Origin of the sequence: Veillonella sp. 3310, from assembly GCF_003999875.1 — a bacterium.
Taxonomy (GTDB): Bacteria; Bacillota; Negativicutes; order Veillonellales; family Veillonellaceae; genus F0422.
Genome location: NZ_RQVJ01000007.1, coordinates 41,957 through 63,344 on the forward strand (window position 1 = coordinate 41,957; position 21,388 = coordinate 63,344).

Consider the following 21,388-nt stretch of genomic DNA (forward strand, 5'->3'; position numbering starts at 1 on the left):
CTAACCTTGTTTCTTTTGTAGTTTAGCCCAAGTATCACGCATACCTACGGTACGATTCATTACGATATGATCTGGTGTGCTATCTTTATCAGTTACAAAATAGCCGGTACGCAAGAAATGATAGTGGTCACCTGCTTGTGTCGTGCGGAATGCAGCTTCCCCTTTAGCAGCTTTCACTTCTAAAGAGTTTGGATTTAACTGTTGTAAGAAATCCTTATCTGCTGTTTCATCATCTTCAGCTTTTAATAGATAGTCATAAAGACGTACTTCCATATCCACTGCTGTAGATGCTTCTACCCAATGTAATATACCTTTTACTTTCTTTTGGCATCCTGTACCAGATTTTGTATCTGGATCGTAGGTACAATGGATTTCAGTAATATTGCCATTGTCATCTTTAACCACAGATTGACATTCAATGATATAGGCACCTTTTAAGCGTACTTCTTTACCTGGTGCTAGGCGGAAGAATTTTTTCACCGGCTCTTCCATGAAATCACCACGTTCGATGTATACTTCACGACCAAATGTCACTTCACGAGTGCCCATGGCTTCATTTTCTGTATTATTTTCGATCACTAATGTTTCTGTTTGACCTTCTGGGTAGTTAGTAATGACAACTTTTACAGGATCCAACACTGCCATGTACCGCGGAGCTTTCAATTTCAAATCTTCACGAATACAAAACTCTAATAAGCCTACTTCTACTAGGCTATCTGCTTTGGCTACACCAATGCGCTCACAGAAATCACGAATGGACTCTGGTGTATATCCACGACGGCGCAAACCAGAAATCGTCGGCATACGAGGATCATCCCAACCGCTCACAAGATTCAATTCAACCAATTGGCGCAATTTACGTTTACTCATGACCATATTTGTTACATTCAAGCGAGCAAATTCGATCTGTTTTGGTTTTTCTGTATCTTCCCAATCTTCTAATACCCAATTGTATAGTGGACGATGCACTTCAAACTCTAAGGTACATACAGAATGGGTAATGCGTTCTATCGCATCAGATACCGGATGCGCATAGTCATACATAGGATAAATATTCCATTCAGAACCTGTGCGATGATGGTCAGCGTGCAAAATACGATACAATACAGGGTCACGCATCACGATATTAGGGTCCGCCATATCAATCTTGGCACGCAATACTTTTTCCCCATCTTTGTATTTACCTTCTTTCATTTCTTGAAAGAGTCGTAAATTTTCTTCTACACTGCGATCACGGTACGGGCTATTCGTACCAGGTGTTGTAAAATCACCACGATTAGCACGGATTTCTTCTGGTGTTTGATCATCTACGTAAGCCTTACCTTTTTTGATCAACACTTGGGCATATTCATATAGTTTACCAAAATAATCAGATGCATAATGCACATCTCCATACCACTCAAAACCCAACCATTTTACATCTTCTTCAATAGACTCTACATATTCCACATCTTCTTTCACTGGGTTTGTATCATCAAAACGCAAGTTAGTTAGCCCTTGATATGTTTTCCCAAGGCCAAAATTTAGGCAAATGGATTTTGCATGTCCAATATGTAAATACCCATTTGGCTCTGGTGGAAATCGTGTATGCACACGTTTTCCATAGGTATTTTCTTCATTATCTGTATTAATAATCGCTTCAATAAAGTTAATAGTTTGAGGCGTTGTTTCTTCCGTACTCATCATCGTCTCTTTCGATTCCATGTGATTCTTCCTCTCTTACATTGATTATACACAAGTGCACGTTCTGCACATTCTCTTTATTATACCACAGGACTAGCTATGTTTCATCGGTTTCTTATGAATCTCATCATTTTCTAGCACACCTGTTAAAACACCAGAAACTACTCCTCAGTGGCCTTATAATTGACACTTTCATTAACACAAGTCAACAGTGGTTTACCATGCACACCAGCAATCAGATTATTCGCCGTTAACATCGCCATATCTTTTCGTGTACGATCTGTGAAAGACCCAATATGTGGCACCACTAAACATTTGCCTGTTTTAAGTAAAGGATGGTCTGCCCCAATTGGTTCTGGATCCACCACATCTAGCGCGGCATAGTCAATTTGACCCGTTTCTAATGCCTTTACTAATGCATCAGTGTCCACAATTTTTCCACGGCCTACATTCACAAGTAATGCTGTTTCCTTCATCATTTCAAAGGCCTCTGCATCGATTAAATGATAGGTTTCTTCTGTCAATGGAGCCATTACTAATATCACATCACTAGTAGTTAATAGCTTTCCTAAGGATACATAGGTGGTCATCAACAAGCTATCATCATTACGGCGATTACGATTGTGATATTGCACGGTCATTCCAAAAGCACGTGCTCGACGAGATACGGACACACCAATTTTACCCATGCCAATAATACCCAATGTCATACGACTTAAATCCTTCCCTTTTATATTAGAAGGACGTTCAGCCCATTTACCATCCTTAACAAATTGAGCATTCTCATAAATTCTACGGCTCGCAGCTGCCATTAATGTGAAAGCTAGCTCCGCCGTAGTTTCTGTCAATACGTCAGGCGTATTGCCATAAGGAATGTGACGCGCTGTTAAAGCATCAACATCAATATTATCATATCCTACAGAGGCTTGTGCAATTACTTTCAAATTAGGTGCATCTTTCACTAGATCCTCATCTACTGTAAAATGATTAATGCTCCACAGACCATCTGCATCACGAAGCCATTCCTTTAATACTTCTTTAGGCATCTTTTCTTTTTCTGTCCACTGACGTACTGTCACATGCTCGCTCAAATAAGCCACTGCATCTTTGCGCACCAACCCTGGCACTACTACAACTGGTTTATCCATAGTTCAACCTCGCTTTCACTCGTCTTATCTATCTATATACTGTATGAATATATTCTATAAGATTCATTCCTCCGCTACTGCAAATAGGCACGAACCCTCTTCAGTAAATTATATCATATATACTTGGACAATAAAAAAGACAGTCCTATTTTCATAGAACTGTGCTTTTCATTTTGTAGATACAGTAACTTGCACTCTCAAACGTACCCGAGAGCTTCTACGCTTTCTATACGATGATATGCTATTCCACAAACGTCCCTAGAATAACATGTTTATCCTACCAATTGGATTTTCCTTCATTGAACATTTCAAATGCATGTGCAATTTGGCGTCTCAATTTTAATCGTTGTGAATCACTTAATACATATTCTACACCATTGTGTGCAATTCGCCCATTTTTTACGATGCTACTCAAATCGTAAAGAATTTCTCTGGCCATGCTTGCATTGCCTGCCAATTCATCAATCGTTACATCATAATAATTAGCTAATCGCTTTAAGGTTTCCAAATCAGGCTCTCGATATCCTGTTTCGTAATTTGACAGGGCAGCATTACTAATACCAATATCACGAGCCACATCTAGTTGACTCCGCCCAATCCGTTTACGGGCATGTCTTAAATTTTCACCTAATGCCATTGTATCACCCCTTATACTACGTGAATCTATAGTATAAATAACCTATCCCTATTATAGCATGAGATACAATAGATATGCTATAGAAAACCACTACTTCACATCTCACGAATTGTGTATCTCTCTACATTTTTTAGCATTTTTGAATTACATTACACGAATTGAATTGTTTATCCCAAGTGCACATGCGTATTTTTGATTAATTTCAATCAAAAGTGATGGTTTTTATTTTATTCTAATCATTTTCACTCATTAATTATTTAAATCATTCATGTGCATGTTCTGGTGGCGGTAATTGCTCAACACGGAATACCTCGCCAATAGTTTGAATTTTTCCTGGGATGTATTCAACAATTTGAGTCATTAATACATATAACAACCGTGGATCAAAGTTAGAATTAGCACTTTGATTAATACAATCTAAATACACACTATCATCGTCTTCTTCAATATAGTATTTAAAACTTTTATATGTACTATTTTCACGATTGATAAACGTTAAGATATCTTGACGATTTTCTTTAGTCACAACGCCGGCACCAATCAATAAGCGAATGGTAGCATAGATCGTATCATCTAATAATAAGAACACGGGAATATCCCCTAGTTCTGTTTGTACATAGGAGCGAAATACAACTGTATGATCTTCATCTCCCACTTCACGTTTTTCAAAGCATGTCAATTTCTCATCTACAAGAAATTGTTCAAATACTCTAGCCTTTTCATTCATGGATATCACCTCGTTAAAAAAAGGGCATTGTTTGTCACAATGCCCATATAAGTTAGTTTTACTACATCTTAACCTTTTTTAGATTTTGTGGTTTTACGTGGTTTACTTGCTTTTTTAGAAGCTTCTTCAGTCGTTTTTTCTGTCGCTACATCCTCAGCAGGAGATTCTACTTTCACGCTTTCCACAGCTGCAATAATACGTGTTAAATCTTTTTGTGTATGTGGATACAATACTTCAAAAATGGTATATGCTACCAATGCAGGATCGAATGTCTCTCCACTCAATACGCTTACATCTAGAAGAATTGCTTCATATCCATCTTCTTCCATCAAATAATGTTTGAAACATTTAAATTCACTATTTAATTGATTCAATACATCTAATGTTGCTTTTCGTTGTTCTGGGGTAAAACGACCACCTGCAATTTCTAAACGAACAAAGCCGAATGGTGTATCATCTAATACCACAAACAATGGGAATACAATATCATTGTATTCTACAGTTGCATCAAATACTACTGTATTATATGGGTCATTTTCAATCTCGCGAAGAGTGAAAAGATTTGTTAATTCATTTTCTTCAATAAACTGTTGAAATAATTCCGCTTTTTTGTTCACTGTCTTATCTCCATTTTTATTACATGTAAATTAAAACTCATTACCATAATGATACCACAAAATTAGGTTTCATTTCAATCATTATTACTTTTCATCTTCTACATAAATGCAACGATCATTTTCAAATCGCGCAATACGCACTAGGGAGTGCACATCATAGCCTGCTTTTTCTAAGCGTTCACGACCTGGTTGAAAGGATTTTTCAATGACAATAGCAATGCCTTCCACTGTATCCCCTGCACCTTCTACTAACTTTGCTAATCCCATAGCTGCTTCACCACTAGCTAAGAAATCATCAATAATTAATACTTTTTCACCAGAAGGCAAGAATTTTTTAGAAATCGTGACATCGTAGTTTTCTTCTTTTGTATAGGAATATACCACAGAGTGATATACATCTTCTGTCATCAAAATTGATTTTTTCTTACGCGCAAATACCAATGGCACATCCAATTCGATAGCTACTTGCAAAGCAATAGCAATCCCAGAGGCTTCAATAGTAACGATACGTTCAATACCTCGTCCTTCAAATTGCTTAGCAATTTCTTTGCCAATTTGAACAAACAATTTAGGATCAATTTGATGATTTAAAAATCCATCTACTTTCAACACTCGATTGTTCAATACAATACCTTCTGCATCAATACGTTGTTTTAATAATTCCACGATGATCCTCCTTATTGTTTTCTGTCTTTCAATATATTGATAAATTGCGAAACGCCTTCTGTTAATGCATCCATCCTAGACCGTACCAGTACGATACGCCGTTCAGGAATCTGCAAATTTGTTTTCAGTTCCACTAATGAACCAAGTTTTAATTTCTCTCTAGCTACTAATTCAGGCACTAGAGAAATGCCTAAATTAATTTCTACCAAATCCATCAGTACATCTAAGCTGCCTAATTCAAAGGCCGGACTTGTACAGCGATTATACGTAACTGCATCAAAAAATGTTCGACTACTAGCACCGATTGTCAGCAGCAACAAAGGCTCTGCCATAATATCATCGATGGTCCAAACCTTTGACTCATCTTGATACGTAGTGCCTCCTACAAATATATCTTGCATAGATGCTAGTTCCATCACCTCAAGATGATTGTTATCATATAGCTCATCATAGGCATTCACTACAGCAATTTGAGCCTCTCCAGATTCAATCATTGCCACACATTCTCGTGACGGCCGATTGGTCACTCGTAGACTAATGTCTAATTTTTTCTCTTGCCAACTTTTGAAAGCAGGCAATAAAAAATGTTTACTCAATGTATCTGTAGCCGCCAAGTGTAAACTTTTATATTCACGAGATAATCGTTCCTGTAATTTTACAATTCCGTTATCTAAAATAGAAAAAGCTTCTACGGACGTTTCAAAGAGTTCACGCCCTGCTTTTGTAAAAGCTACTGATTTAGTTGTTCTTTCAAATAAAGGAATTCCTAAATCTTTTTCTAACTGTTTAATACTTTGACTGATGGCCGATTGAGAAACACCATTTGCTTTGGCTGCTTTCGAAAAAGATAAATGCAACCCTACACCTACAAAGGCACGCAGTAATTCTGCAGATACAGACATAATAACCTCAATCCACTATGAAATCATATCATTTTTATCATATTTTACTATTATATATGCTTATAAGTTTACCTACATTTATAACTATTGTCAAATTATAAATTGAACTTTATCTATGTATTTCTTATATACCTATATAAAATAGTTGCGTTCTAGCTTATAAACTAGTAATATATATTTGATAAGAAAATCTGGGGCATAACAATCCCCCGTATGTATGAAAGGAATTTAACTATGCATTGCGCACAAAAATTGACTGATCATATTTATTGGATTGGTAGCAACGATTGGAGCACTGAACGATTTGAAAATCTATTCCCAATTCCAAATGGTGTAAGCTACAATTCCTATTTTATTGATGACGAAAAAACATGTATCGTAGACTCTGTAGATGATAGCATTCGTCAAGAATTCTTTGACAATGTAGAACATTTATTGAATGGTCGTGAGTTAGATTATTTAATCGTAAATCACATGGAACCAGACCATTGTGCAACATTAGTCGAATTACTAGACCGTTATCCAAATGTAAAAATGGTAGGTAACAAAACTACATTCCGTTTCTTTGAACAATTCTATGGCCGTCCAGCGCCTGAGAACTACTATGAAGTAAAAGAAGGTGACACCATCGATCTTGGTCGCCATAAACTTCACAGCTATACTATGCCAATGGTTCACTGGCCAGAAGTAACTTGTACGTATGAAGCAACAACTGGTACTTTATTCTCTGCGGATGCATTTGGTACCTTCGGCACTATTAACGGCAACATCTTCGCTGATCAATTAGATTTCGATCGTGTTTACGAGGATGAAGCTCGTCGTTACTACACAAATATCGTAGGTAAATACGGTGCACAAGTACAGAACGCATTGAAAAAAGCATCTGCTTTAGATGTTAAAATCATTGCTCCACTTCATGGACCAATCTGGAGAACTCCTGAAACCATCTCTTACATCCTTAATAAATATATGCACTGGAGCACTTACAATGCTGAGAAAAAAGGCGTTGTCATCGCTTTCGGTTCTATGTACGGCAACACTGCTGAAATGGCACAACAATTGGCAAAATTATTGTCTTTACGCGGTGTAACAGATATCCGTATTTACGATGTATCTAAAACAAATCCATCCTACATAATCTCTGATGCATGGAAATATAGCCATTTAGTATGTATGTCGCCAACCTATAACTTAGGCTTGTACTTGACTATGGAAAACTTATTACATGAATTACATGCATTAAACTTCCATAACCATAAAGTATCTATCGTCGGCAACCACTCTTGGGCATCCGGTGCTATGAAACGCATGGTTGAGTACTTCACAAACGAATTCAAAAACATGGAAATCGTTGGTACACCACTTGATATTAAAGGGGCATTACACGACGAACAATTACCATTGTTTGAAGAATTAGCTGATGCTATCGTTACTTCCTTAGAAGAAACAGATATTAAAACTTTATAATCAACATAAGCGACTCTACTAAGTAGGGTCGCTTTTAGATTATGCACGAACCAAATATATGTGGGGCTATAGGAAAAATGAGCTGTTATGAAGGGGATTCCCCATCATAACAGCTCATCTTTATATATACTATATAGCTTATTATCTAGTCCGGAATGTAAGTCTCAATCAATTGTGCATATATATCCCACTGCAGTAAAGATAGCTATTTTCCATAGATACTACTACACTGCTATCGATTATGGCGGCGTAACATACGTACTCCTTTAGGTTTTTCTAAAATCATAGACCACACCATGCCATGCCTAGCAGCCAAACGCAAAGATTCCTGCCTAGAGGTACTAGGATAACCAGTTCTTTTTTCCCGAACCTCTTCAACAGATGATCTTGCAAAATTTTTTCTTGTATCTCCTGTTCGTTCATGAACTTCAGCACACATTTCCTCTGTAGTGTATCTCGACGAATCTACCGGTTTCTCATAGGTATCCACACCCATTGAATTACTTGTATTCTCAGCCCTTTCAGAGGTAGTTCCCTTCATTACATCAGGCTCCATTTTCACAGATTCATCTGAATCCCGTGACAGTGTAATCCCGTAGTATTCTTCCATTTCCTCCCAAGTCATATCCTTATTCGGAACTGGTTTTTGTGAAGACTCTTCATTGGGCTTTCCTTTTTTAAATATAAAGGAACCTAAGATAATCAGAATGAGTATCCCTATTTCCATAATCGGATACCTCCTCCATTTTATTCATGTGTACCTTTACCATCGATAGTAGACGCATAATCACCTTCAGAAATACTTTCACGCATCTTAGTGTCCGCCATAATATTGTTCATCGAATAGTAATCCATAACCCCTAAATTACCCTCACGTAACGCTTGGGACAAGGCTTTTGGCACTTCTGCTTGGGCTTCTACTACCTTTGCTTGCATTTCTTGTGTATGGGCACGCATTTCTTGTTCTTGCGCTACCGCCATAGCACGGCGTTTTTCCGCTTGGGCTTGGGCAATTTTTTTATCTGCTTCCGCTTGGTCTGTCATCAATTGAGCACCAATATTACGTCCTACATCCACATCAGCAATATCGATGGATAAGATTTCAAAAGCTGTACCTGCATCTAAACCTTTATTCAATACAGTACGAGAAATATGGTCTGGATTTTCCAACACGTCCGTATGCTCTTCAGAGGAACCTACAGTAGTAACGATACCTTCCCCAACACGGGCGATGATTGTGGCTTCACCAGCACCACCCACTAAACGGTCAATATTAGCACGCACTGTGACACGGGCACGAACTTTTAGTTCAATACCATTTTTAGCCACTGCAGAAATAATTGGTGTTTCAATCACTTTTGGATTGACCGACATTTGTACCGCTTCTAATACATCACGACCCGCTAAATCGATGGCTGCAGAACGTTCAAAGGTTAACTCCATAGTCGCCCGTTCTGCCGCAATCAACGCATCAACTACACGGTCTACATCGCCACCCGCTAAATAATGGGCCTCTAATTGGTCTACTGTCACATCTAAACCTGCTTTATTGGCTTTCACCAAAGGAAGCACGATTTGAGACGGCGATACACGACGAAGGCGCATACCAATGAGGGTCATAATACTTACGTTCACGCCTGCTGCTAAGGCAGATACCCAAAGTCCTAATGGGACAAAATGTAAAAATAAAGAAATGCCGATGATGAGAATAATCGGAAAAACAATGAATCCCACAGTTCCAATAATTGTTTCCATAGTACCTCCTATCTATCTGTAGCTCTCACTACAATACGACCACCTGTAACAGAAATAATCTTTACCTCTGTACCCGGTTCATAAAACTCGCCATCGGTGACAACATCGAGGAATGTTCCTTCCACTATCATCGTCCCTGCTGGCCGTAATACCGTTTTGGTTTCTCCAACCTTACCTAACCAACGATTAGGGTCAGGATGACTAGCATAGCCTTTTTCCTTCGTAGATTGCAACCGTAATGTCAATCGCTCTCCTAACCGTGTGTTAGGGAAAATCGACACAATCCACCATAACAAGAGTACACCTACCACTGAAAGCACTGTAACCGTGATCAATGCCATAGGGCCTCCACCCATCCAATCATAAATACCCCAGAGAAATAGCAACAGGCCTGTTAGACCAAAGATACCAAACCCAGGTATCATCATTTCGATGAGGAGCAAAATAATACCACTTACTATAAGTCCTATCATAATCTCTCCTTTCTAGTTATATACTAACCTACCTGTATTATATCACAATCTTTTTATATAAAAGATGAAAAAGCTAGTATAGAATACATTCTATACTAGCTTTTACCTTTTAATCTGCAAAATGCGTATGTTTCACAACCCAATGTGTAGTTTTATTAAATAACCAGAACCCATAAATCCCCAATGTAATAATAGTTAAAACAAACCATTTTATATAATTGCCGAATAATTGAGAACCCGTACCATCAAAATAGAGTCGTTTACCATCAACTATTGTATTTTCACAAACCCATTTATGAAAGATTACGATAGCCCAAGGAAGTCCAATACCTAATGTGCATATGCTGATTAAACTAGCTATAATGCTATATCCTATATATCCCAATACTGTCCCTTCAAATCTAGATTCTGTCATCTCTATTCTCCTCTTTAATACATATGTAATACAAAAAGAGGCCTTCTAAAGAAAGCCTCTTAGTGATTCATTAAACGTCTTCACGGTATGGAGCTTGACCGATTTCGTAGAAATCGTTTCCTTCGCTATCGATAACAACGATTGCAGGGAAATCTTCTACAGTTAATTCAGCCAAAGCTTCTGGACCTAAGTCATCATACGCAATAACATCATATTTTTTAATAGATTTAGCAATTAAAGCTGCTGCACCACCAACGGCTGCAAAGTAAGTTACGCCATTTTTCTTCATGGATTCGATAACTTCTGGTTTACGGGAACCTTTACCAATCATGCCTTTGATACCTTGATCAAGCATTGTTGGAGTGTAAGCATCCATACGACCAGATGTTGTAGGGCCAGCGGAACCAATTGGGTCTCCTGGTTTAGCAGGGCTTGGTCCTAAGTAGTAAACGATTTTATCATGCCAATCGATTGGCAATTCTTCGCCACGTGCCAATGCTTCAGTCATTACTTTGTGAGCTGCGTCACGAGCACTATAGATTTTACCAGAGATAAGAACCATATCACCAGCTTTTAATTTACGGGATTGTTCTTCAGTTAAAGGTGTTTGAATACGAATTTGTTCTGCCATGGTTATTCCCCCTCTTAAACTTCACCGTGAGCATGACGGCTAGCGTGGCAGCAGATAGTTACTGCTACAGGAAGACCAGCGATATGTGTTGCTGCCCACTCGATATTAACGGAAACTGCTGTTGTTGTACCGCCTAATTGAGGTCCGATACCAGTTTTGTTAACCATTGCATTGATTTCTTCTTCCAATTTTGCATATTCAGGATGTGCATTGCGTACTTCTACAGAACGAAGAAGAGCTTTTTTGGAAAGGAATGCTGCATAGTCCATTGTACCACCGATACCAATACCTAGTACCATTGGAGGGCATGGGTTAGGGCCAGCTTTTTTAACGATTTCAAGAACTGCTTTTTTAACGCCTTCAACGCCATCAGCAGGAACCAACATTTTTACGCCAGATTTGTTTTCAGAACCAAAGCCTTTTAACTCTACATTAATATCAACTTTGTCGCCTGGAACAATTTTAGTGTAAATAACTGCTGGAGTATTATTTTTAGTGTTTACACGGTTGAACAAAGGTTCAGCTACTACGGATTTACGAAGATATCCATCAACATATCCTTTTGCTACACCAGCTTGTACCGCTTCTTCAAGATCTCCACCTTCAAAATGAACATCTTGACCAACTTCTAAGAATACGATAGTAAGACCAGTATCTTGGCAGATTGGACGATCTTCAGCATCAGCGATTTCCGCATTTTTAATGATTTGATCTAGTACCCCTTTACCTACTGGAGATTTCTCACATTCATAGCCTTTTTTCAATGCATTATACATATCTTTTGGAAGATGATATGCTGCATTCATACATAATTCTGCTACCTTTTCTGTTACTTTCTCAACGTGAATGTTACGCAAAGTAATCCCTCCTCAACTTAAAACAGAGACCTTTCTCTTGTGTATTATTGTAACACCATGCCTTATCTTTTTCAATTCTTTAAGAATAGGTGCTATAACTGTTTATTATGATAGAATCTATTATCATTTATTGAAAAATGCATATAGTTCTCTATTTGTAGAGGTATTATAAATCCTATGCCACATCCATCAGATGGACAAACATCCACCCTTTATAAACCATTTAAAATACACATATATTTAATCTTATCAATGCGTTATTTCCTACTAAAATCTACTATGTTTAAGCATAAAATATTGTACCCGCAAATGAAAAACTCTCTCACTAAATTATAATGAAAGAGTTTTATCTATACTTTTTTATATGTTTTCTTTTAAAAATAATGTCAACTATGATTTATTGATATAGTAAACATCAGTAAACACCTAATAGGTGTAACATTTTTTATAGACAATCATACCAATTATAGGTCCGCTGCTTCGATCCACTCTTGTAAATCTGCTTCCCCACCAATGATATCTTCGTCATAAGCACCTGCTAGCTCTGGATAGCGACATACTTCGATGGTATAGAGAATGGCTTCATCTCGACCATTGCGGAAAGTGCCAATCCATACACCACGAATGGTAGATTCATACCACTCTACCGGTTGATCTGTATCCTTTAGATGTATTGTTACATCACCACGACCTAATGTTTCTAACACTTCCACTTGTTCTTCCATCGTAAGCCCAGTGTTTTCCACATAAATCGTATAGGTTTCACCTGTTTTGCGCAACTGTTGCAGAGCATTTTTTAATTCTTGAAATACCGCTTTTACACGGCCAAATTCATTTTGCATAGAAACTCCTTATCTAATCATTACAGTTTCATATTGTGTAGCATCCTATGCCTTTTTTTCATTCACAGGGGTAGCTGTTACATGCCAATTAGATAAAACCCTCAGCACCCGTTCTTTCACTTCAGCTACCGCAGCTTGCGTAGCATCACTCAAAGTAAGGCCTAATTCTAAGCTTGCAGGTTCTACACCGATGACAACGGCATCCTCTAGAGGATCTTCTTGTAACGCACGGATACGTAAGATATCTTGCATTCCTACCTCATGCACAGAAATAGCCTCTGTAAAATAACTATTCATTTCCTCATGTGGAAACTCATACACTGTACCCGGTGCATCACCACCATTGATAGCATCTACTAATAGTAATTTTGTCATACCTCGCATATAGGTAAGAAGCTCCATGCCCATGGTTCCCCCATCTAGAATGGTAATAGGAGGATTAAATACATAATCCTCCCGTAATTGGTTCACCACATGGACACCGAATCCCTCATCAGTGAGCAAAATATTGCCTACCCCTAATAGTACGATGGGATTACTTTTTATTTGGTCCATATAAGTCCTCTATATCTTCTGGATCTGTAGGGTAAAATTTCATACCTGAAACCATACTGGATACTTCTCCAGATTCTTCCATAACATCCTCTCGGAATGCCAAATATACGTGAATAATAGTAAATAACAAGAATCCCCAAGCAATATAATGATGAATCATATGCACTTGATATTCTGTAAATAACAAATTCACTGGATTAAAAATTTGTGCCACCCAAGTATCTGGATACACTTGTGCATACATAGCAAGACCTGTACAAATTTCTAAAAACAACATCACATAGACACCCACGTAACTTGTACGAGCCAAAGAGTTACGTAAGAAACGATGCTCCCGTTGTTGTGGCAACATCATGTAATGTTTCATAGTATCCCAAATGCCAATCCAATAGGATTTTTTATGGAATCGTGGGAACAAGCGATCACCACGATATCGGATTCCTCCGTAAATACGAAATACCAAGGAGGCAATTAAAATAAAGGCTGCAATGAAATGAATCTTGCGAATCATTTCCATAGAGAACCAACCGCCCACTGCGATTGTCGGTTCCACACTACCTGGTGTAGCTTGGAACCCTGGATTTCCAATGTATAAGCCAGTCCAGAATAGAGCCGTTACGCAAAGCACCATGGTCCAATGAAAAATGCGGAGCCATAAACTAAATACACGGTAAGGCTTTTTATTTAATGGTAACATAGATGCGCCTCCTCCCTATTTACATAGGGCATCTGTATTAACAGATACAATTTTTTCACCTTTTTTATTATACAAGTGTGTCGCACATGCTAAGCAAGGGTCAAAGGAATGAATACCTTTTAAAATTTCCAATGGTTTATCTGCAATTTTAACTTTTGTATCCATCATATTTGCTTCATATGCACCATGTTCGCCAGCAATTGTTTTAGGGCACGCATTCCAAGTAGTTGGTACGATACATTGATAATTATCTACACGACCATCTTTGATGACACACCAATGGCCTAAGCCACCACGTGGAGCATCTAGTACGCCTACACCTTTTGCCTCTTTTGGCCAAGTATTAGGATCAAATTTACGCGTATCCGCCACTACAGTATCACCAGTTTTGATATTTTCCACTAAACGATTGTAGAAATGTTGACTCAAGTTAGCTGCCACTTGTGCATCTAATCCACGAGCTGCCGTACGGCCCACTGTGGAACATAACCATACATGAGCTGGCACGCCCAATACTTTGGACACCGCATCAATTTGGTCCACCATCATTTTTTCAGCCCAAGTTGGGTCTTTGATGACGCCTTGTTTTACTTTTACATAGACAACGATATATTTTGCCAATGGGCCCACTTCGCAAGCTTTACCTTTGAAAGTAGGGGATTTAATCCAAGAATATTTTTTCTCTTCATCCAAGAATTCCCATTTTTTGTTGGTTCCTGTTTTAGGACCTGTGAAAGCTGGTTTCGTTACACCTTCTGTTGGATGCAATGAGGTTTCACCATTTGGATATTCAAACCAAGAATGATTGATTTCTTCTGACAAGAAGTCAGGGTTCATCAAATCTTCCCCTTCTAGTGCTGTAAATGTTGCTTTTTCCCAACCAAGCTCAAAGTTTTCTACTACACCATTCGCACGAACTAGAGCTTTTTTGAAATAATCTCCATTGCTGATGCCAGTGAACGTATCATCTGGATAGCCACCGTAGGCTAAGACGCGTTTTTTCGCCAATCCGCCACCGTCTACCATACCGGCTTTCACATATAGATGACCAATAGCCAACAAATCTGGTAAGTAGAAATAGTTCACCAAATCTTTCGCCAAGGAGATGGATTCGTCCACACTTGCCAAACGAGCTGCATTCACAGGGGCATTCATATCATCCATGGAAATAGAACAAGGCATACCTCCTACAATGTAATGAGGATGTGGGTTTTTACCGCCGAAAATAACATGTGGTGTCACAATATCACGTTGACGATCCAAAATTGTCAAATAGTGAGAAATAGCCATCAAATGCACTTCTGGAGGCAATAATTGATAATCTGGATGATCCCACCATTGGGCGGAGAAAATGCCTAATTGACCACTTTCTACAATTTTTTTCACTTTTGTTTGGACAGCTGCATAATACGTAGCATTCCCTTTAGGGAACTCCTTAGGGTAGGCGGATGTGGAAGATTCCAAATCGTTTGGTTGCAATCCACTCACATTGTAAGTATCTAATACTTGTTGTTGCAATTCTGCCGTTTTCTTAGGATCTGCTTTCAACGCTTCTACTGGGCTTACCCAGTCAAGAGCATGCAAATGATAGAAATGCACAATATGGTCATGTACATCTAAACAACTATGCATCATATTGCGGATATAGTTAGCATTTTTAGGGATTTGGATACCCAATGCATCTTCCACAGCGCGAAGAGCGGCCAAAGCATGCGTAGAAGTACATACGCCACAAATACGTTGCACAAAAGCCCACACATCACGAGGGTCACGATTTTTTGCTACTAATTCAATACCACGCCAAGCTGTACCACTGGATAGGGCGTCTTGAACCTTACCTGTGGACTCGTCAACACTGACTTCTACACGTAAGTGACCTTCAATACGGGTCACTGGATCAACTACAACTCGTTTCATTATTGGTCACTACCTTTCTGTTCCGCTTCTTTTTGTTTCGCTTCTTGTTCTGCTAAATATTTTTTCTCTTCTTGGATGGAATCATATTTATGTTTCGCTAACGTAATACCACCGTGAGCGATAACTGCACCAAAGGCGCCAAATCCTGCTACGGTTCCTAATGTATCCACATCAGTGATGGTATTTGGTGTATGAATATGAGGTAATCGTTGGTAAAAGTTGTCATTGTCCCAAAATCCCTTTTCAGAGCAACCAATACAACCATGTCCAGATTGAATTGGATAGGACAAACCATTCCACCAACGCAAATTGCCACAAGAGTTATATGTTTCTGGTCCACGGCAACCTACTTTATATAAACACCAGCCAGCTTTAGATGCATCATCATCGAAGTGTTCCACAAACAATCCAGAATCAAAGAAAGGACGGCGGTAGCAAGTATCATGGATACGATTTCCATAGAATTGTTTTGGTCTTCCTTCTACGTCAAGAGGTGGAATCTCACCAAATAAAGCATAATGCATAATCACACCAGTCATCACTTCTGGAATCGGAGGGCATCCTGGTACTTTAATGATCTTTTTGCCTTTTACGATAGAAGAAACAGATACTGTATTCGTTGGGTTTGGTTTTGCTGCTTGAATACCACCCCAAGCTGCACAAGAGCCATATTCGATGATGAAAGCAGCACCCTCAGCGCATTCTTTCAATACATCTACAAATGGACGTCCACCAACTTGGCAGTACGAGCCATTTTCATCCAATGGAACGCCACCTTCAACGGCCAATACATACTTACCTTTTTTACTTTCTAACAAGTGATGTAAATGATGTTCAAATGGTTCCCCTGATGCGGCAGCCAAGGTGTCATCATACTCTAAGGCAATCATATTTAAAATCACATCAGATGCGAAAGGCGATGTGGAACGAATGAAAGATTCGTCACATCCTGTACATTCATGACCATGCAACCAAATCACCGTAGGTAATTCTTTTGTTTCTGCCGCTGCTACGACTTTATTTGTCAATGCTGGTGGCAACCCTAAAATAGCGGTTAACGCTACGCAGGATTTCATAAACGTACGTCGGCTTAATTTACGTTCTTGGAATAAATTCCAAAGACTATTCAATGATTCTTTCACAAAAAAGCCCCTTTCTTGCAATAACTTTATAGCGTCTATACAAATTAACGTAATACACATAGTATACCACGAAACACTTGTACTCTATAGAATATAAATCACTATTTTATAAAAATAATTTTATACCCCTAATTTATAGTTTTAATAACTTACGTACGGAGGCCGCTTTTTTATAGCCACCGATACGATCTTTTTGTTTTCCTTTTTTATAGCAAATAATCGTCGGTACCCCTTGTACATCTTCTTTTAAGACAATCTCTTTCGATTCATCAATATCGATGGCAATCATGCGTGCCACACCTTGCAATTCATCGTGCAACACATCTAATTCTTCTTTCATCAACTTGCATGGATCACACCATTCTGCAGTAAAACAAGCTAGTACGATTTCGTCATCCCCTTTGACAATGGATTTAAACTCTTCATAGGTTTTAATGGATTCTAATTTCATAACGATACCTCCTACAATAACAAAACCGCTCCGAAGAGCGGTTTTGAGCAAGCAATCAATAAGCCGAGTTCTGTCCTGCTTTCGCAGTGGCGATTATCTTTCTAGGCGCATAGTTGCCTATACGCTCAAGCGGCACAACCCGAAAGGTAGGCGGGCAACCCTTAACCCTTTCCTATTCGGCCTTGCTCCGGATGGGGTTTACCGAGCATACATGTTACCATGTATCTGGTGCGCTCTTACCGCGACCGTTCCACCCTTACCACCCGAAGGTGGCGGTTTACTTTTCTGTGGCACTATTCCCTATGGTCACCCACGCCGGCCGTTAGCCGGCATCCTGCCCTATGGAGCTCGGACTTTCCTCAAGTCAAGTAGACTTGCAATCGCCTTTCATACTTACTGTTTAAGTCTAGCATAGACCACCAAGAGGGTCAATACCTCTCTTATATATTATAACCTAAACTGCCTAGACTTCAAAGAAAAAATCTCTTTGTACCTTACTTTCTATGACTTCTACTTCTCCATTAGTAAACGTATTTTCTATCATTCGTTTCAACAAGGTTTGGCTCATGTATTCTGTACCATAATGGCCCGCATCCACAACGGTGATGCCTAATTCTTTTGCCAGTTGCATATCATGGTATTTTACATCCCCAGTGATATAGACATCCGCTTTTTGCTTGGCTGCTATCTTGATGAACTCTGCTCCACTACCCGTGCATAGACCAATGCGCTGAACTTCTGCTTTCTTAGCCCCACCCCAACGCAATTCACTGTGAGGGAATACAGATTGTAATAGTTCTTTGAACTCCTCTATCGATAGTGGCTGCGATACATTGCCAATACGCCCAATATAATGTGCATCATAGGCATTCTCTAATGCTACTACATCATAGGCAATCTCTTCATAAGGATGAACTTTTTCCATAGAAGCTAAAACCTGACCTAATAGCTTTGCAGGAACTACCGTTTCCACTCGTTCTTCCTGTACAGCTTCCATCATTCCCGCCTGTCCGATAAAAGGATTTGTCCCTTCTAAGGGCAAGAATCTCCCTTCTCCACCAACAGAAAAACTGCAATGACTGTAGGCACCAATATGACCTGCCCCTGCATCGCCCATAGCTTGGCGAAGTTGTTCACTATGCGTAACCGGCACATAGACAGCCACTTTATAAGCTACGTCTCGTCCTGTTTCTTCTAGCCCTTGTATATCTTGTAACCCCAGTCGTCTAGCGACTTCATCATTGAGACCACCCTCTGTGACATCTAAGTTCGTATGCGCACTATACACATTAATGGCATGGCATAATAGATCTTTAATCATCGTTCCTTGCATCGTATCCGTATTAATAGATTTAATACCTTTGAAGATCATCGGATGATGTGTCACGATGGTATCCACGTGCCGCTCTATCGCTTCTGACACTACTTCTGGCGTTACATCTAGGGCTGTTAATACTCGTTGTACTGGGGAACTCAAAGATCCCACTTGTAATCCGCAATTATCCCAAGACTCTTGCAACTGCAATGGCGCTCGGCGCTCAATTGCTTGAGCAATATCTTTCATAGTAACCATATATACCTCCTATCCACCATTTCAAGGCATACTGTAACATTCTATACTCATCAATGGTTAGACATCTTTTGTGAAAGTTTCACCTATACCTATTGTAAAATGCCTTGTAAGGCTTGTAATTCTTGTTCCATCACCTGAGCTGCATCACTAGACTTCGCAGCATCACGCATGTGTTGTAATATGGATTGCAAAGTTTCAATTCTACGCTGTATGTGCTGTGTCCAAACTTCAGATTGTTCTTGTTGTAACAAAGCACCATATTCCCATAACATCGAATCTCTAGGTAGCTTATTATATACGGAAGTAGCGCCTCGTTGTACTAGCCACATATCATAATATTGGTTACCCTCTACTAAGCACGCTTCTTGAACAATGCCATACCCTTGATCTACTAAAAATTGTTTCAACTCTCGCCGATGGCTTTGTGGTTGCAATACATAAGTGTCCAATAGCTCGGGTCCTACGGAGATGATGTGTTGCATCAACTCTCCACCCATGCCACAAATGACTGCACAATCTACTTCTCCCTGTTTTGTGGCTGCCAATCCATCTCCTAGTCGACATTCAATAGATTGTTCTAACTTTCGTTCTTTCACAAATCCTTTGGCAGACTCTAACGGTCCTTGATTGACATCAATGGCAATCACCTCTTTAGCCACGCCTGATTCTATACAAGCCACCGCTAAATACCCATGATCTGTACCCACATCTGCCACCGTTTGACACTGTGGAATCATATGCAATATTTGTTCTAATCGTTTTGAAAGTGCCATAGTCTATCTCACATTTCTAATATATCTCTTACTGGCATATACATTCCTATACATATTTCATATACCATCAAAAACTGACAATTACTCTTATATACTCACTATTAATTGTTATCCCTTGTAAACTTCTCTTTCATTATACAATGAACCTCTATAGATAACAAAAAAACCATCTCACAAAGTGAGATGGTTTCCTTATGGTGGGCCCACCTGGATTTGAACCAGGGACCGACCGGTTATGAGCCGGTTGCTCTACCCCTGAGCTATAGGCCCTCGTTTGGTGCGGATGATGGGACTTGAACCCATACGAGCGTACGCTCACCACCCCCTCAAGATGGCGTGTCTGCCATTCCACCACATCCGCATGAGGATATGTATATGGTGCCTCAGGGCAGAATCGAACTGCCGACACACGGATTTTCAGTCCGTTGCTCTACCGACTGAGCTACCGAGGCAAATATATAAATATATGAATGTACCTAAAAAAAGGTAAAAAAAATGGCGACCCCGATCGGATTTGAACCGACGATCTTCGCCGTGACAGGGCGACATGTTAACCGCTACACCACGGGGCCGTGTACTGAGTACTCATATACTATACCATAGGTATTACATCTTGGCAATACCTATGGACAATTTTATATATTCCTAAAATGCATAGATATTCTTTTAATAGCAATTGGGTTTCCGATCCCGGAACACATTGATTTTAGACCGAATATCTTTCACTGTATCTACGTCGATAGTGACTGTTTGTATTTGTGGTGTTTCATCACATTCTAGCAGCACTTCACCCCACGGATCTACCACCATGGAATGCCCTGCCATCGGCAATTTACCAATCATTCCACAACCATTGGCACTACAGAAATACATTTGATTTTCTATAGCTCTCGCTTGATTCAATATACGCCAATGATGTAAGCGTAACATCGGCCATTGAGCTGGTAAAAAGAATAGCTCTATCCCTTGCAAGGCAGATTTACGAATTAGCTCAGGAAAACGAATATCATAGCAAGTGGCACTAGAACAAAGTACTCCATCTAGTTCAAATTGATGAATCCCATTACCACCAGTAAAGAATTGATCTTCTTTGGCAGGGCTAAAGCCATGCATCTTATCATAGGTAGAGAGCAATTCCCCTTCTCGGTTGTACACATAGGTTCTATTGTAGATAGAGCCGCCTTCTTTGACAGCCACAGATCCACCAAAGATATTCACATGTTCTGATCGCGCCAATTCCTGTAGCAAAGATTGTGACCGTTGACCATCTTCATCTGCCAATGTATGTAATTCTGGGCCCGTCATGAATCCTGTATTCCAAGTTTCTGGCAATACAACTACATCCACACTTTGCTTTGTCAAGGCTCGCACCTTTTCTGCTAGGATATTAAAATTTCTATCCACTTGCCCAATCTCTGTATCTAATTGAACAATGCCTAATCGCAACTCTTTCATAGTTC

General features: G+C 39.3%; 23 protein-coding genes, 4 tRNA genes and 1 other RNA gene. 1 reads left to right on the plus strand and 27 read right to left on the minus strand.

Annotated elements, in window-relative coordinates:
• The 7 genes from EO127_RS08020 to EO127_RS08050 all read right to left on the minus strand — a co-directional run bounded on the left by EO127_RS08020 (position 1) and on the right by EO127_RS08050 (position 6,380).
• Positions 1–1,704, minus strand: a complete 1,704-nt coding sequence (locus tag EO127_RS08020; RefSeq protein WP_127448859.1) for a glutamine--tRNA ligase/YqeY domain fusion protein — start codon at positions 1,702–1,704, stop codon at positions 1–3.
• A 140-nt stretch (positions 1,705–1,844) separates the two neighbouring features.
• Positions 1,845–2,831, minus strand: a complete 987-nt coding sequence (locus EO127_RS08025; protein ID WP_127448860.1) for a D-glycerate dehydrogenase — start codon at positions 2,829–2,831, stop codon at positions 1,845–1,847.
• A 277-nt stretch (positions 2,832–3,108) separates the two neighbouring features.
• Entirely contained in the window at positions 3,109–3,468 is a 360-nt protein-coding gene (locus tag EO127_RS08030) for a helix-turn-helix domain-containing protein (RefSeq protein WP_009353094.1), read from the minus strand.
• 262 nt (positions 3,469–3,730) lie between these two features.
• Positions 3,731–4,195, minus strand: a complete 465-nt coding sequence (locus EO127_RS08035) for a hypothetical protein (protein WP_127448861.1) — start codon at positions 4,193–4,195, stop codon at positions 3,731–3,733.
• 68 nt (positions 4,196–4,263) lie between these two features.
• Positions 4,264–4,812, minus strand: coding sequence for a hypothetical protein (locus EO127_RS08040; protein WP_127448862.1), 549 nt, complete (start codon positions 4,810–4,812; stop codon positions 4,264–4,266).
• A gap of 84 nt (positions 4,813–4,896) precedes the next feature.
• Positions 4,897–5,478, minus strand: a complete 582-nt coding sequence (locus EO127_RS08045; protein WP_127068242.1) for a xanthine phosphoribosyltransferase — start codon at positions 5,476–5,478, stop codon at positions 4,897–4,899.
• Positions 5,479–5,489: 11 nt separating this feature from the next.
• Positions 5,490–6,380 carry a LysR family transcriptional regulator gene (locus EO127_RS08050; protein ID WP_127448863.1) on the minus strand — a complete coding sequence of 297 codons (891 nt, stop codon included), beginning with the start codon at positions 6,378–6,380 and terminating at the stop codon, positions 5,490–5,492.
• A gap of 234 nt (positions 6,381–6,614) precedes the next feature.
• On the opposite strand from EO127_RS08050, the gene EO127_RS08055 reads away from it, so the two are divergent.
• Complete coding sequence (locus EO127_RS08055; protein ID WP_127448864.1) at positions 6,615–7,847, plus strand: FprA family A-type flavoprotein; 1,233 nt, start codon at positions 6,615–6,617, stop codon at positions 7,845–7,847.
• A gap of 232 nt (positions 7,848–8,079) precedes the next feature.
• On the opposite strand, the gene EO127_RS08060 is transcribed toward EO127_RS08055, so the two are convergent.
• The 20 genes from EO127_RS08060 to EO127_RS08155 all read right to left on the minus strand — a co-directional run bounded on the left by EO127_RS08060 (position 8,080) and on the right by EO127_RS08155 (position 21,383).
• On the minus strand, positions 8,080–8,574 hold the full coding sequence (locus EO127_RS08060) for a hypothetical protein (protein ID WP_127448865.1): 495 nt from the start codon (positions 8,572–8,574) through the stop codon (positions 8,080–8,082).
• Positions 8,575–8,594: 20 nt separating this feature from the next.
• A complete protein-coding gene (floA, locus tag EO127_RS08065; protein WP_127448866.1) occupies positions 8,595–9,602 on the minus strand; it encodes a flotillin-like protein FloA in 1,008 nt (335 codons plus the stop codon).
• A gap of 8 nt (positions 9,603–9,610) precedes the next feature.
• Complete coding sequence (locus tag EO127_RS08070; protein WP_127448867.1) at positions 9,611–10,075, minus strand: NfeD family protein; 465 nt, start codon at positions 10,073–10,075, stop codon at positions 9,611–9,613.
• A 109-nt stretch (positions 10,076–10,184) separates the two neighbouring features.
• The gene (locus tag EO127_RS08075; protein WP_127448868.1) at positions 10,185–10,490 is read right to left on the minus strand and encodes a DUF898 family protein; all 306 of its coding nucleotides are present in this window, start codon (positions 10,488–10,490) and stop codon (positions 10,185–10,187) included.
• Positions 10,491–10,560: 70 nt separating this feature from the next.
• Positions 10,561–11,121, minus strand: a complete 561-nt coding sequence (locus EO127_RS08080) for a Fe-S-containing hydro-lyase (protein ID WP_127448869.1) — start codon at positions 11,119–11,121, stop codon at positions 10,561–10,563.
• Positions 11,122–11,135: 14 nt separating this feature from the next.
• Positions 11,136–11,978 carry a fumarate hydratase gene (locus EO127_RS08085; RefSeq protein ID WP_127068248.1) on the minus strand — a complete coding sequence of 281 codons (843 nt, stop codon included), beginning with the start codon at positions 11,976–11,978 and terminating at the stop codon, positions 11,136–11,138.
• Between the two features lie 464 nt (positions 11,979–12,442).
• Complete coding sequence (locus EO127_RS08090) at positions 12,443–12,820, minus strand: hydrogenase expression/formation C-terminal domain-containing protein (protein WP_127448870.1); 378 nt, start codon at positions 12,818–12,820, stop codon at positions 12,443–12,445.
• Positions 12,821–12,865: 45 nt separating this feature from the next.
• Positions 12,866–13,375, minus strand: a complete 510-nt coding sequence (locus tag EO127_RS08095) for a HyaD/HybD family hydrogenase maturation endopeptidase (protein ID WP_127448871.1) — start codon at positions 13,373–13,375, stop codon at positions 12,866–12,868.
• Entirely contained in the window at positions 13,356–14,072 is a 717-nt protein-coding gene (cybH, locus tag EO127_RS08100) for a Ni/Fe-hydrogenase, b-type cytochrome subunit (RefSeq protein WP_127448872.1), read from the minus strand. The genes EO127_RS08095 and cybH overlap by 20 nt, the downstream gene beginning before the upstream one ends.
• Positions 14,073–14,087: 15 nt before the next feature.
• Positions 14,088–15,989 carry a nickel-dependent hydrogenase large subunit gene (locus EO127_RS08105; protein WP_127448873.1) on the minus strand — a complete coding sequence of 634 codons (1,902 nt, stop codon included), beginning with the start codon at positions 15,987–15,989 and terminating at the stop codon, positions 14,088–14,090.
• The gene (locus EO127_RS08110; RefSeq protein WP_127448874.1) at positions 15,989–17,131 is read right to left on the minus strand and encodes a hydrogenase small subunit; all 1,143 of its coding nucleotides are present in this window, start codon (positions 17,129–17,131) and stop codon (positions 15,989–15,991) included. The genes EO127_RS08105 and EO127_RS08110 overlap by 1 nt, the downstream gene beginning before the upstream one ends.
• Positions 17,132–17,264: 133 nt before the next feature.
• Complete coding sequence (locus EO127_RS08115) at positions 17,265–17,582, minus strand: co-chaperone YbbN (protein WP_127160943.1); 318 nt, start codon at positions 17,580–17,582, stop codon at positions 17,265–17,267.
• 43 nt (positions 17,583–17,625) lie between these two features.
• Positions 17,626–17,979: RNase P RNA component class A (rnpB, locus tag EO127_RS08120), an RNA gene on the minus strand.
• A gap of 66 nt (positions 17,980–18,045) precedes the next feature.
• Positions 18,046–19,155 (minus strand): Nif3-like dinuclear metal center hexameric protein, encoded by a 1,110-nt coding sequence (locus EO127_RS08125; RefSeq protein ID WP_127448875.1) that lies wholly within the window; start codon positions 19,153–19,155, stop codon positions 18,046–18,048.
• 89 nt (positions 19,156–19,244) lie between these two features.
• Positions 19,245–19,928, minus strand: coding sequence for a class I SAM-dependent methyltransferase (locus EO127_RS08130; protein ID WP_127448876.1), 684 nt, complete (start codon positions 19,926–19,928; stop codon positions 19,245–19,247).
• 195 nt (positions 19,929–20,123) lie between these two features.
• Positions 20,124–20,198 (minus strand) — tRNA-Ile (locus EO127_RS08135).
• A gap of 5 nt (positions 20,199–20,203) precedes the next feature.
• A tRNA-Leu gene (locus tag EO127_RS08140) sits at positions 20,204–20,289 on the minus strand.
• 15 nt (positions 20,290–20,304) lie between these two features.
• Positions 20,305–20,380 (minus strand) — tRNA-Phe (locus EO127_RS08145).
• A 44-nt stretch (positions 20,381–20,424) separates the two neighbouring features.
• A tRNA-Asp gene (locus EO127_RS08150) sits at positions 20,425–20,500 on the minus strand.
• Between the two features lie 94 nt (positions 20,501–20,594).
• On the minus strand, positions 20,595–21,383 hold the full coding sequence (locus EO127_RS08155; protein ID WP_127448877.1) for a carbon-nitrogen family hydrolase: 789 nt from the start codon (positions 21,381–21,383) through the stop codon (positions 20,595–20,597).
• Positions 21,384–21,388: the final 5 nt, after the last annotated feature.

Bases quoted from the DNA above. Each gene is read 5' to 3' on its own strand.
- EO127_RS08090 (WP_127448870.1), bottom strand. From the start codon at position 12,820: ATGCAAAATGAATTTGGCCGTGTAAAAGCGGTATTTCAAGAATTAAAA.
- floA (WP_127448866.1), bottom strand. From the start codon at position 9,602: ATGGAAACAATTATTGGAACTGTGGGATTCATTGTTTTTCCGATTATT.
- EO127_RS08155 (WP_127448877.1), bottom strand. From the start codon at position 21,383: ATGAAAGAGTTGCGATTAGGCATTGTTCAATTAGATACAGAGATTGGG.
- EO127_RS08050 (WP_127448863.1), bottom strand. From the start codon at position 6,380: ATGTCTGTATCTGCAGAATTACTGCGTGCCTTTGTAGGTGTAGGGTTG.
- EO127_RS08035 (WP_127448861.1), bottom strand. From the start codon at position 4,195: ATGAATGAAAAGGCTAGAGTATTTGAACAATTTCTTGTAGATGAGAAA.
- cybH (WP_127448872.1), bottom strand. From the start codon at position 14,072: ATGTTACCATTAAATAAAAAGCCTTACCGTGTATTTAGTTTATGGCTC.
- EO127_RS08080 (WP_127448869.1), bottom strand. From the start codon at position 11,121: ATGGCAGAACAAATTCGTATTCAAACACCTTTAACTGAAGAACAATCC.
- EO127_RS08060 (WP_127448865.1), bottom strand. From the start codon at position 8,574: ATGGAAATAGGGATACTCATTCTGATTATCTTAGGTTCCTTTATATTT.
- EO127_RS08125 (WP_127448875.1), bottom strand. From the start codon at position 19,155: ATGGTTACTATGAAAGATATTGCTCAAGCAATTGAGCGCCGAGCGCCA.
- EO127_RS08115 (WP_127160943.1), bottom strand. From the start codon at position 17,582: ATGAAATTAGAATCCATTAAAACCTATGAAGAGTTTAAATCCATTGTC.
- EO127_RS08070 (WP_127448867.1), bottom strand. From the start codon at position 10,075: ATGATAGGACTTATAGTAAGTGGTATTATTTTGCTCCTCATCGAAATG.
- EO127_RS08105 (WP_127448873.1), bottom strand. From the start codon at position 15,989: ATGAAACGAGTTGTAGTTGATCCAGTGACCCGTATTGAAGGTCACTTA.
- EO127_RS08030 (WP_009353094.1), bottom strand. From the start codon at position 3,468: ATGGCATTAGGTGAAAATTTAAGACATGCCCGTAAACGGATTGGGCGG.
- EO127_RS08130 (WP_127448876.1), bottom strand. From the start codon at position 19,928: ATGGCACTTTCAAAACGATTAGAACAAATATTGCATATGATTCCACAG.
- EO127_RS08020 (WP_127448859.1), bottom strand. From the start codon at position 1,704: ATGGAATCGAAAGAGACGATGATGAGTACGGAAGAAACAACGCCTCAA.
- EO127_RS08095 (WP_127448871.1), bottom strand. From the start codon at position 13,375: ATGGACCAAATAAAAAGTAATCCCATCGTACTATTAGGGGTAGGCAAT.
- EO127_RS08075 (WP_127448868.1), bottom strand. From the start codon at position 10,490: ATGACAGAATCTAGATTTGAAGGGACAGTATTGGGATATATAGGATAT.
- EO127_RS08055 (WP_127448864.1), top strand. From the start codon at position 6,615: ATGCATTGCGCACAAAAATTGACTGATCATATTTATTGGATTGGTAGC.
- EO127_RS08025 (WP_127448860.1), bottom strand. From the start codon at position 2,831: ATGGATAAACCAGTTGTAGTAGTGCCAGGGTTGGTGCGCAAAGATGCA.